Source organism: Streptacidiphilus neutrinimicus (assembly GCF_000787815.1).
Lineage (GTDB): Bacteria > Actinomycetota > Actinomycetes > Streptomycetales > Streptomycetaceae > Streptacidiphilus > Streptacidiphilus neutrinimicus.
Genome location: NZ_BBPO01000062.1, coordinates 4,883 through 16,220 on the forward strand (window position 1 = coordinate 4,883; position 11,338 = coordinate 16,220).

Below are 11,338 nucleotides of genomic sequence, written 5' to 3' on the forward strand. Positions count from 1 at the left end.
CAGGTAGGCGGTGGCGACCACCGAGATCAGGGCCTGCTCGGCCCGCCGCCGCCGTTCCAGCAGCCACGAGGGGAAGTAGCTGCCCTGCCGCAGCTTCGGGATCGCGAGCTCGATCGTGCCGGCGCGGGTGTCCCACTCGCGCGGGCGGTAGCCGTTGCGGTAGTTGACGCGTTCGTCGCTGACCTGCCCGTACTCGGCGTTGCAGACGGCGTCGGCCTCCGCGGACATCAACGCGTCCGCGAAGGTCTTCACCATCGCGCGCAGCAGATCGGGACTCGCCGACGCGATGTTCTCCTCGGTGAGGGCATGCAGGGGCACACTGTCAGGTGCGGTCATCGTGCTGAACTCCTTCGTGACTTGGTCGTCTTGAAGGATCAGCCGGTGGCCGTTCTTCTATCCCGGGACTCACTCCGATGCCGAAGCAAACCCCCGGATCAGGCAGAACCCGTACACCACCTCAAAGGACACAACCGGGCGCGCCATGGAAGGCAACTCCGTCACCTTCGCCGAGCTCATGGCCGCAGTGGACAACGGGTCGATCGACATCGCCGGGTTCCAGCGGCTGTTCGCGGTTCCGAACCCGCAATGGGGAGCGGACCTGTACGAGTCCTTGGTGCGGGACCCGCCGACCGAGATCGGCCCGCTGTTCTTACCTCGACCATGCCCGCGCTCAAGCCGCCGACCAGCAAGGCGTACCCGCCCTCGTCGCGAGCGACCGACTGCACCTGACCAACTGGATCCTCTACCGAGGGCCGTAGAGGATCTGGGCTGTGAGTTGCCTGGCGGGCCCTCCGCTGCCCGCGGCTCGGTCCCGCGTGTGAAGTGATGAGGCCAGTCGAAAGTGGCGCTGGCTAGATCTGGGCGAACTGCCCGGTCGCCGGGGGCCTACATCTCCGTCCCCGGTCATGTCTCGGAGCCCCGGACGGGGACCGTTGCGTCGGTCACCGCCAAGCCCTGGAGCGCCCGCTCCGGTCTTCGGGGCGGCGTGCCTCAGGTCACGGCCTGGCCTCCCCGCCCAGGCGGGCAATCGTGCAGCAGCTTGTTGATCTGCTCGGAGCGGTCGGTGCCCGGGGGCAGCTGCCGCGATCGGAGTTGAAGCTTGTCCCTCATAGCGTCGTCTAGTTCCTCGCAGTGCCCCCTGAGAACCTCACTCAGCGCCTTGAGCGCCCAATACTCGTTGAAGGGCTTGTCCTCGGACACCGCCGTCTCGGCAAGTTGGCGCGCCCATGCCGGGTCCGGGTTGGCGTACAGGTACGCGACTGCGGCCAGTCGCAACCCGCGATCGCTGCTGCGGAGATGGCTTGCGACGTCAAACTCTCGGGCGCCTCGCAGCAAGGAGATCATCTCGTGCACCACTGCAGTCATCTCGGCCGTCCTTGCGGGCCCACTGGACATGGTCCACCGGATCTCGTTGTACCGCGCAGCCAGCGGATCAACAGGGTCGACCGGCATTGGTTCAACGACCTGGCCGGACGGCTGCACTCTGTTGAGCGCCTCTCTCACCCCTTCCGCCAGATCTCCCGCCGCCTCCCGGTGCCTCTCATCGATCTGCCGGGTCTCGCGGATGGCCTCCTGCGCGGTACTGCGAGCCTCCTCAACTTGGCGCTTCAGAGTGATTCCAAAGCCAGATACCTCAGAGAAGAAGACGCCCAGAAGAACCAAGATCACCAGACCAAAGATGACCATCGGGGGATCGGTCATTTGTGGGTGCCGACACACCGTCACGACACTCCCTGTGGCAGCCAACTGCTGGTCACACACCTCCTGCGTGAAGAACATGGCGATCGCCGCGCCGGCGGCAAGGACCACCAGCAAAGCGGCCACCCACTCGAACGGCCTGATAACTCTTCGACCGGTCATCGAGGCCTTGTCAGCTCCCGTCATCCCCGCCCTCCCCTCGACATCGCCGATACCCGTACCACGCTGCGACGGCACTGTCCTGCGCCCCCGGGGCGTCACCGCGTCTGACCAGCGCGCAGGCGCGCCAGATCGGCGAGGGCGGCGTCCGGAGTCGGGCCGCCGCCCACCTCTCCGCGCCGCTGTTCGAAGAACACCGCGCATGCCACATCGCCGCCGCGCCAGTCGTCGGGGATGTCACTTGGCAAGCAGGGGAACGCGATCCACTCGCCGGGCTCGTAGGTTCCGCCGTAGCGGCTGCGGACGATCGTCACCGGCCCATGGGGAGGTTCCGCGCGGTTGTCACTCATGCAGCAGAGCTTGTCAGCCCACGCCTCTCCCGCGTTGGGTGTTACTCGGCCTGGTGCCCGACTGGGCGTTACCAGGAGCGGCCCCAAAGAGCCAGGACGGCTTGTCGTATCGTCGGGCTCATGTCGGTCGAACAGCAGTATCGGGATCTGCTTCCGCGGGTCTTCGCGCTCTATCCGAGCCTCGCTTCGAAGCGGGTGAAGGAAACGCATCGCGAAGTGACCCACGTCGCGCACGGTTGGTACATGCGCTGCCACCGCGGTGTGGAGGCGGTCCTGCAGTTGGAGCGCACGGGCTTCCAGGAGGAGGCCGGGCCGATCCGGCGCTCCATCGTGGAGCACGTCGTCGCACTCAAGTGGCTCGCTGTTGAGGGGAACTCCGTCTCGACTGTCCTGCGCCGGGGCGCCTCTCACGAGGCGGGGAAGCGCAAGGACGCCCTGCAGACCGCCAACTGGACGTCGGTCGATCTCACCGACTTCGACGCCGTGGTCGACGACGGGAAGGACCTCGACAAACGGCAGGACAACCTGCTGCAGTTTCGCCGGCGGTGCGACGAGTACGGCACCCCGCACGACTGGGCGTCCTACCTGACCGAGGTCGCCCGGTTCCATCCGTCCTGGGAGTCGGCCGTCCCCTACTTCCGCGTCGACGAGGGCAGCGTCATCTTGACCGGCGGCCCCACGGAGCGGATCGGCCAGGCCGGGTTCTGCTTGATCCACCTCTACGAAGCACTCGTCGCGTTCCACGAGATCGTCGTGGATGCTCCCCTCGCGCAGGAGCTGGAGCAACTGGAGCGCGAGATCCTCACGCTGGTGGTACAACAGCGTCGAGACCTTGGGCTGTCGATCCCGCCCGAGCTGGAAACGCGGGCGTCCGAACTGGACAGGGACATCTCCGAAGAGCGGACGGGTTGACCGCGATGACCGGCGCTGCCAACCCGCATAACCTCACCGGGCTGACGCTCTACATCGACACCCACATCATCGACGCCGCGGACGACGCCTCCACCACCTTGAAGAGCCTGCGCGAGGCAGGGTGGATCAGCCTGCAGCAGACCGACACGATGGACACCGAGCTGGCGGACGCGCCGGCTGAGAAATGGGCCCGACTCACCGAAGCCAGCGCCGCCTACCCGGAGGCCCTCGGCGCCGCGGTGGTAGACCACACTCGCGCGCGGACCACACGATCTTGGGCAGTGCGGAGGATGCAGGCCGCCTCGAGGACGTCTACACGATCCTCTTCCCCAACGTCGACCGGACTCAGGCCCGTGACAACCACCTTCGCGACGCCATGCACGTCTCCACCGCGATCCGCTACGGAGGCTTCGCCTTCGTCACCCGTGAGAGACGGCTCCTGAACAAGGACGGGGTGATCTCGCAGCGCTTTCACGGCTTCCGCATCTGGTCGCCGGAACAAGCCGTCGCCGAGGCAACCGCACGCATCCGGGGAACACGGGAGCTGCACCGGCGTGAGCCACACCGGGGCGACTGCCGGCGTGGCCCACGGAGCGCGACCTCCCCAACCCCGGGTAGCACGCCCCGTCCAGCCAGTGCCGGGCCGCACCGCCGGCGCGGGTCGGCCCGGCCGGCGAGGCCGAGCGCGACCGGCACGGCAGGCTCGGCGGGCTCGGCATCGGCCGTGCTGGTGGCCCAAGTCAGGGCCCGGGTCAGCTTTCTGCCACGCCCGTCGTTCGAGCAGCGCTCAGAGGTCGAAGATCATGTAGTCCACGTCGGTGAGGCGTACGTCGATCTCGGCGGCGCGGCCGCCGCCGGTGCGGAAGTAGACCTCGGCGAGGCCGTCCGCGACAATCTGCGCGAGCTGCGCCTCGGCCGCGCCAGCGGCGGCCGCATCGAAGAGGCGGGCCGCGGTATGAGGTGGCAGTTGCTGCGCGATGCGGCGCAGGCGGGCGTCGTCGGTGCTGCCGGCGGGGGCGTCGAAGCCGAAGGTTGCGCGGGTCTCGACGGCGACGCCCGTCGTGGCGGTGGCGCGGTCGATGGCACGCTTGCGGACCTTCGGTTGCCAGCGGGCGCGGACCTCGCGCTCCAGCTTCTCAGCCAGGGGCGCGGGAGGCTGCTTGCGCTGCCCGGTGAGGTAGCGCTCGACGGTGCGCTGGGAGACGCCGAGGAGCTGGGCGACGGGGCGGGTGCCGCCGAGCTGCTTCACCAGGTAGCGGGCGCGGGCCTGGGTGGAGAGGGGTGGTTTGCGGGTGAACTGGCCCTCGGCGGCGGTGCGCAGTGCGTCGGTGATGGGGGTCGTCATCATTCACCGTCCCAGAACGCGTCGCCGCCCTTGACGAGGCGGGCGGGGTTGCGGCTCTCGTCCATCAGCTGCGCTGCCCACACCAGTTCGCGGGTGCCCTCGTGCTTGACCATGCCGGGTGAGACGCCGAGGCGGAACCCACCTGGGAGGGGCTTGCCGGCGGCGTCGTACGGGAGGACGTCGAGCGGGGAGGGCCCGGTGGAGGCGTACAGGACGCAGTCGACGTTGACGGCGAGGGGGTAGAGGTCGGCCTTGAGTGCCAGGTTCATGATCTTGCGGTGGTTGTTGGCGTTGGCGGTGGCGATGAGGGTGCCGCGGATGTGCGGGTTCCAGGTGGTGCGGCGCAGCGCGGGCCAGGCCGTGCCGCGGGCGGTACCGCGTTGCTGGGGGCGTTCGCGGAGTTTGCCAACGCCGCCCTTGACGGTGGCCTTGATCGCCGAGAGGACGGCGGCGAGGGTGGGGTCGGTGTCCTTGTGGTGCTGCATGGCCGCCAGGTAGTCGGCCGGGGTGAGGTCGGGGGTGACGCCGAGGTCGGCCATGGTGTCCAGGTAGGCGGCACGCAGCCGGTTGTACCAGGGGTCGAGGTAGGGGCCTGCCGCGAACCTGGGGAGGGTGTTCAGGTACTCGGGGCGGTAGGCGTCCAGACCGAGCCGCTCGGCGGCAGCCGGGTCGGCGCCGTTCTCCCAGGGCGCGGGCGGGATCCGCAGCCGGTAGGCGGCCACGAGGTCGCGCAGCTGAGCGGCATCAGGGCGCAGCCACGCCTCGAGCGGCTGCACGGTGAACGGCTGGCCGAGCAGGCCTGCGAGTTCGGCGGCGTAGGCGACGGTCGGGGTGGCGTACCAGGCGGCGCCGGTCGGCGGCTCGCCGGTCGGAGTGAACGGGTTCGGCAGCCGCGGGTCGAGGTGCAGGGCGGCGAGGTCGACCAGCCACGAGCCGGCGAGCTTCTTGTCGAAGACGGGCCGGTCGACGTGGACGGCCTCACCGAGCCCGACGCGCAGGCGGGAGGCGGCCGCGAGGTAGGCGGTATTGACGTCGATGCCGACCGCGAAAGGGAGGGCGCACTCGGCGTCGGTGAGCAGTTCCGGATCGCGGAACCAGGCCAGCGACTCCTCCTCCAGCGCACCGGCTGGTCCGTCGGAGCGACCAGCGGCGAGCGGGTGCTCGGGGGTGGCCTCCGGCGGTGCCGGGTCGACCGGGACCGGGATCGAGCCGGGCAGCGCGGCGGAGCGCCAGGTCCCGGAGGCGTCGCGGACGGCGTGGGTGGGCGGTCGCAGGGCGGTCATCAGCTCGATGCCGGTCGCGGCGCCTCCGCCGATGGGGGTGATGACGCGGGTGGCGAACGTACCGAGCATCCGGGCCAGTTCCGGTGCGGGCAGCTCGTGTGCGTGCTCGCCCCAGGCGCGGGTGTCGAGGGCGTCCCAGGGCAGGATCGCAAGCTGCACGCAGAGGCGTTTGTTGCCTTCGGCCGGGCGGTAGACCCGGGCCCAAGGGCCGAAGCCGCGCTTGGTGAGCTGCCAGTTCGCCTTGGTCAGCTGCTTGATGACGGGGTGCTTGTCCTCCAGGCGCAGCCCGACCCGGTCGGCCAGGCGCTCGGGCAGGCCGAACCGCGCGACCGCGGCGGCGGTGAGGACGACCAGGGGGTCGCTGTCCCTGCCGGACGGGTGCAGGCGTTCCGAGCCGATCCGCGCCTCGGCGAGGGTCCAGGCGACCAGGTCCGCGACCGAGGTGGCGGGACAGTCCAGGACAAGGCCACCGATGCCGTAGGCGTGGTCGTCGCCGTCGAGAACCAGGAGGGGGCCGTTGCTGAACTGCGGTTGCGTCCCGGGGTGCGGCTGCGTGGGACTCGCGGGTGATGGGTTCTGCTGGGCGGCCTGTGGCTGGACTGCCGCAGCGGTGGGCATGGTGAGTGTCTGCGGTGAGGGCGTAGGCAGGGGGTAGTGCTCGGCCAAGCCGGCAAGGAGGGCCCGGTATGCCTCGAGGCGCTCGCCGACCGGCTCGGAGCGGCCTGCCTCCCATGCCTCGATGCTGGCGACCCGTGTGCCCAGGGCCTGGGCGACGGCTGCCTTAGTGAGCTTGGCTGCCTCGCGCAGGCGGATTCTCTCGGCTGGGGGCGGGAGTACGGCACCGGTGGCGACCGCAGCAAGCAGTGCCTCTACACCGGTCATCGCGGAACCAGGGGTTGGCTTCTCAGCCACCGTCACGCTCCTTTTCCGGTTCGAGTGATGAGCTCAACAGGCATGCGGATGGCGCCCTGGCCCCGTTCGTGGGCGGTGCGCAGCTCGTCGATGGCCTCTCGCACCAAGCGTTCCTGCACGGTTTTGCCTGAGCCGTGATCCTCTTCACCGGCCGCATCGGCGATGCGCAGTACCTCTTCAACGGTCTTCGAGAGCAGGCCGGGCTGCGTGGCGGCCAGCGCCTGACCGAGGGCCATCACCGTGATGTGGAGGTTCTTCGCGGTCGGGGTGTCGGGTGCCGTCGCCGCAAGGTCAGCCATTCGCTGGACCAGTATGGTCGCGGCCAGGTACAGCGGGGTCTGTGCCCCTGGGTTGCCCAGGGAGGCGTTGTAGCTCGGGGCGATGGTCACCACCGGGCCGGTGCCGCGGACCTGACGCGACAGGACGGCCTGAGACAGGCCGACTTCGGGGGCGATCCTCGACCACTGGGTTCCTGCGTCCCGGCAGTCCAGCACCGTCTCTCTCAGGGCCCACCCCGTGTATGGCTGAATCAGGGTCGCGATGAGCCTGGCCTGCTCCAGTGGATCGTTGGCATCCAGGGCGTGACGGGCTTCCTCGATGATGCGTTGCAGAAGGTAGGTGGTGTGCGAGGTCACGGCCGCCGGGTCCTGTGGATGCTGGACCACCTTTCGCCCCCTACTCAGACGTTGAACTTCAAAGTTCACCTTATGCTATCAGGAGGCGGGGTTCGCGGTGCGGGAGGCCGGTGCCGCGACTTCTCCAGAAGGCTTCGGCTGTCTTTGCGAGCTCGGCTACCCGATCTGGGCCCAGTTGAGCTCTGTCGGTGAGCCGCTTCCCACCAGCAGGGGGCCCTTGGGCAAGCTGGTGCCGTGAGTCTCAGAAGCCGTTGTCGTACCGAAGGTGATCGCTGAGTTTCCGCTGGTCAGGAGTGAGGGCGGCGTCTCGGCGGCAGGGATGACGTGTCGTGTCGTCGCTTCGGTGGAGGTGCTTGGTGCCGTCGGTCATGGGGCTGCTGGAGGAACGGGAACGCGCGGTCCGGCAGCGGGTTGAGGGTCTCCAGGCGGAACTTCGGGACGCGGAGGCCGTCTTGGAGCGGTTCGTGATCGCCCGTGAGACGGTCTCGCAGGTCCTGGCGGAGCCGAACGAAGGTCTGCAGGTGCCGGTTGCCGAGGCCGAGCGGGCGGTGGCGGCGGGTGCGGTGCCCGGCTCGGTGGTGCCGGTGTGGCGGGCAGGGCTCGACGCCGCCATCCTCGCGCCGGACTACCGGCGGATCATGGACATCGTCGCGGGACGGGGCGAGGCGGTAGACTGCCGACAGCTCGCCTCTGCGCTGGGCCTGGAGCCGGTTCCCGCGAAGGTTGAGGGGGTGCGGTCGAAGGCCAAGCGCCTGGCCGCGCGGGGCTGGCTGGCCGAGGAGAGTCCGGGGATGTTCAGCAGCGTCGACGGGCGAGGCGGCGGCTCATGATCATGCTCATCGACCACCAGATCATGGTCTCCGAACTGTCGGCGCGGGTCTCGTAGTCACGGGCAAGGCGGCGTGAGCGCATCAGCCACGCGAACGTCCGCTCAATCGCCCAAGCACAGTGCGCTTATGGATAGTCAAAGCAGTGTGGGGACGCCGATAATCGGTCGTGAGGGTCTGTGGCGGTTGGTCGCTGTGGCCCGTCGGTTGCGGGGCCGGATCAGCGACGAGGGGAACGAGTCGCCATGCCCGACGACTGTGACGTCGGCCCCAGACAACGGTGCGGGTGGTGCCGGACAGGCAGGTGTGGGCTTCGCTGCCGGAGGCGAATCGGCTGGCGGTGGTCGGGCAGCTGGTGCGGCTCGCGGGCCGCGCGTTGACGCTGGCCACGGCGGCAGGTGAACGGGGCCGGCGATGAGCGTAGTGATGCCGTGGGAGCGTCCCGGCCACAAGATCGACGATCGTCACCTGCGACGGCTCGCGGTGGTCTACGTCCGGCAGTCCACCCGCCAGCAGCTGGTCGACCACCAGGAGTCGACCCGGCTGCAGTACGCCCTGGTCGACCGGGCGGTCGCGCTGGGCTGGCAGGCCGACCGCGTCCTGGTGATCGACGAGGACCTGGGCAGATCGGGGTCGAGTGCGGTGGCCCGCACCGGGTTCCAGCGCCTGGTCACCGAGATCGGCCTGGACCACGTCGGTCTGGTGCTGGGGATCGAGATGTCGCGCCTGGCCCGCTCCGGCAAGGACTGGTACCAGCTGATCGAGCTGTGTGCCCTCTCGGGTGCGGTGCTGGCCGACACCGACGGGGTCTACGACCCTGGCGAGTACAACGACCGGCTGCTGCTGGGACTCAAGGGCACGATGAGCGAGGCCGAGCTGCACCTGATCAAGCAGCGGATGTGGAGCGGACGGTTGAACAAGGCCCGCCGCGGCGAGCTGGCCTTCGCACTGCCCAGCGGCTACGTCCGCCGCCCGTCCGGCGAGGTCGCATTCGATCCGGACGAGCAGGTCCAGGCCGTCATCCGCCTGATCTTCGCGCAGTTCGAACGGCTCGGCACCTTGCACGCGGTGCTGCGCTATCTGGTCGACCACGACGTCCAGTTGGGCATCCGGCTGCGCGAGGGGCCGGACAAGGGCACCCTGGAATGGCGACGGCCGAACCGGATGACGCTGCAGACCCTGCTGCACAACCCCGCCTATGCCGGCATCTACGCCTACGGGCGGCGCCGGGTCGACCCGCGCCGACAGGACCCGGCTCGTCCCAGCACCGGACGGGTCGTCCGCCCCCGGGACGGATGGCATGTGATGATCGAGAACGTCCTGCCCGCATACATCAGCGTCACGCAGTTCCAGGCGAACGAAGCGAAGCTGGCGGCCAACCGTGCTGTTGCCGAAGCGATGGGTGCGGTTAGGGGCGGCTCCGCGCTCGCGGCCGGCTTGGTCTTCTGCGGCCGCTGCCACCGTCGCATGACCATGCGCTACCACTCTCAGCGCGGCAAGGCCCTGGCCGAGTACGTGTGCGCACGGGAGGTGACCAACTACGGAGCACTGAGGAGCTGTCAGCTTCTCAACTCGGCCTGCGTGGACGTCTTCGTCGAGCAGCAGGTCCTGGCGGCACTGGCACCCGCAGCGGTCGAGGTATCGCTGCGAGCGGCGGACCAGGTCCTGGCCGAGCGGGCCGAGCTGGAACGGCTGTGGGCGCTGCGGTTGGAACGCGCCGCACAGACCGCCGACCGAGCTCGCCGCAGTCATCACCTCGCCGAGCCGGAGAACCGGCTGGTCGTCCGCCACCTGGAGAAGGAGTGGGAGGACGCGCTCGCCGCCCAGCAACGGCTCCAGGAGGAGTACGACCGCTTCACCGCCACCTGCCCGCGCACCCTCACCGCCGCCGAGCGGCAGACCATCACCGCCCTGGCCTGCGACATCGAGAGCCTGTGGCACGCGGACAGCACCACGACAGCCGACCGCAAGGAGATCATCCGAGCAGTCGTCGACAAGATCGTCGTCACTGTTCTCGGCACCAGCGAGCGGGTTCAGGTCACGATCGTCTGGGCAGGCGGAACCACCACGACGGGCGAGGTCGTCCGGCCGGTCCAGTGGCTGGAGCAGCTCAGCTACTACCCGCAGCTGGTCGATCGGATCCGCGAACTCGCAGGCCAGGGCATCGGACCCGCCGGGATCGCCGACCACCTCGAAGCCGAGCACTTCCGGCCCGCGAAGGGCGGGAGACGCATCACTGCGACCACCGTCCGCGACCTTATGCGCCGCCTGGACTGCCTCGCCGGCCGAGTCCACCGGCACCGCCCCGCACCACCCGGCGAGGAACCCGGCCCCGACGAGTGGTGGCTGGGGGACCTGGCCGTCGAGCTGGAGATGACCACCTCTACCCTCTACACCTGGATCAACCGCGGCTGGATCACCGTCCGGCGGGACAGCTGCTGGCCCCACCGCCTCATCGCCCGCGCTGACCAGCAAGAACTCGCCGAACTCCGCGAACGCCGCACCCGTCCCCCAGGCTGGTACAGCCGCCGCATCTGGACCGACACCCCAGAGCAACAGACTCCATAAGTGCACTGTGCTTGACAGATCTCCACGCACCAGCGGCGGGGCAGCACGGTGAATCCCGAGATGTCGTCCGTGCGCTTGACGATCTGGACGGCCAGCCGCAGGTGTTCGCGGGCCCAGTCGACCAGGCGCCCGCTGTAGCCGCCGTCGGCCCACAGCAGCCGGATGCGGCGGTAGCGGGCGCGCAGGTGCGGCAGCATGCCGCAGGCTGCCTGCCGGTCGGTGACGTTGGCCGGGGTGACCAGCACCATCAGCAGAAGGCCCAGGCAGTCCACGATCACGTGTCGCTTGCGGCCGTTGATGTTGTTGCCCGCGTCGAAGCCGCGTGAGGCAGCGGGGACGGACGCCGCCGCCTTCACCGACTGCGAGTCGATGATCGCGGCGGACGGCTCGGTGTTGCGTCCCTCGCTCTGCCGCACCCGGTCACGGAGCCGGTCGTGGAACTCACTGATCAACCGGTTGTCGCGCCAGCGGCGGAAGAACGCGTAGACGCGGTCCCAGGCGGGAAAGTCGACCGGCATCGCCCGCCACTTGATCCCGTTGTCGACCAGGTACCGGATCGCGTCGAGCATCTGCCGGTGGCAGTACGCCTCCGGCTGTCCGCCACGGCCGTTCATCCAGGCCGGCACCGGCAGCAGGCGCCGGACCTCCG

Annotated in this window: 9 protein-coding genes and 2 pseudogenes; 3 read left to right on the plus strand and 8 right to left on the minus strand. The window is 69.3% G+C overall.

The window, feature by feature from the left end; translation table 11 throughout:
• From TR48_RS29555 to TR48_RS29565, 3 genes and pseudogenes are all read right to left on the minus strand, one after another.
• A pseudogene (locus tag TR48_RS29555) lies at positions 1 to 336 on the minus strand (transposase); the annotation flags it as partial.
• A 654-nt stretch (positions 337 to 990) separates the two neighbouring features.
• Positions 991 to 1,884, minus strand: coding sequence for a hypothetical protein (locus TR48_RS29560; RefSeq protein WP_042373060.1), 894 nt, complete (start codon positions 1,882 to 1,884; stop codon positions 991 to 993).
• Positions 1,885 to 1,955: 71 nt separating this feature from the next.
• Entirely contained in the window at positions 1,956 to 2,207 is a 252-nt protein-coding gene (locus tag TR48_RS29565) for a hypothetical protein (protein ID WP_152628253.1), read from the minus strand.
• A 120-nt stretch (positions 2,208 to 2,327) separates the two neighbouring features.
• Between TR48_RS29565 and TR48_RS29570 the strand changes: the two genes are divergently transcribed.
• On the plus strand, positions 2,328 to 3,119 hold the full coding sequence (locus tag TR48_RS29570) for a DUF5677 domain-containing protein (protein ID WP_042373064.1): 792 nt from the start codon (positions 2,328 to 2,330) through the stop codon (positions 3,117 to 3,119).
• Between the two features lie 787 nt (positions 3,120 to 3,906).
• Here TR48_RS29570 and tpg read toward each other — a convergent pair.
• The 3 genes from tpg to TR48_RS29585 are packed head-to-tail and all read right to left on the minus strand — an operon-like array spanning position 3,907 to position 7,294.
• Positions 3,907 to 4,464 (minus strand): telomere-protecting terminal protein Tpg, encoded by a 558-nt coding sequence (gene tpg, locus TR48_RS29575; protein WP_042373066.1) that lies wholly within the window; start codon positions 4,462 to 4,464, stop codon positions 3,907 to 3,909.
• On the minus strand, positions 4,464 to 6,629 hold the full coding sequence (locus tag TR48_RS29580) for a helix-turn-helix domain-containing protein (protein ID WP_042373068.1): 2,166 nt from the start codon (positions 6,627 to 6,629) through the stop codon (positions 4,464 to 4,466). The genes tpg and TR48_RS29580 overlap by 1 nt, the downstream gene beginning before the upstream one ends.
• Before the next feature lie 32 nt (positions 6,630 to 6,661).
• The gene (locus TR48_RS29585; protein ID WP_042373070.1) at positions 6,662 to 7,294 is read right to left on the minus strand and encodes a hypothetical protein; all 633 of its coding nucleotides are present in this window, start codon (positions 7,292 to 7,294) and stop codon (positions 6,662 to 6,664) included.
• A 356-nt stretch (positions 7,295 to 7,650) separates the two neighbouring features.
• On the opposite strand from TR48_RS29585, the gene TR48_RS29590 reads away from it, so the two are divergent.
• On the plus strand, positions 7,651 to 8,124 hold the full coding sequence (locus TR48_RS29590) for a hypothetical protein (protein WP_042373072.1): 474 nt from the start codon (positions 7,651 to 7,653) through the stop codon (positions 8,122 to 8,124).
• Here the strand turns inward: TR48_RS29590 and TR48_RS41040 are convergent.
• Positions 8,090 to 8,206 carry a hypothetical protein gene (locus tag TR48_RS41040; RefSeq protein ID WP_084729874.1) on the minus strand — a complete coding sequence of 39 codons (117 nt, stop codon included), beginning with the start codon at positions 8,204 to 8,206 and terminating at the stop codon, positions 8,090 to 8,092. The genes TR48_RS29590 and TR48_RS41040 overlap by 35 nt on opposite strands.
• A gap of 341 nt (positions 8,207 to 8,547) precedes the next feature.
• On the opposite strand from TR48_RS41040, the pseudogene TR48_RS45945 reads away from it, so the two are divergent.
• Positions 8,548 to 9,483: pseudogene (locus TR48_RS45945) on the plus strand (recombinase family protein); the annotation flags it as partial.
• Positions 9,484 to 10,511: 1,028 nt separating this feature from the next.
• On the opposite strand, the gene TR48_RS41045 reads toward TR48_RS45945, so the two are convergent.
• A partial coding sequence (locus TR48_RS41045) for an IS5 family transposase (RefSeq protein ID WP_236652389.1) occupies positions 10,512 to 11,338 on the minus strand: 827 nt, incomplete at its 5' end.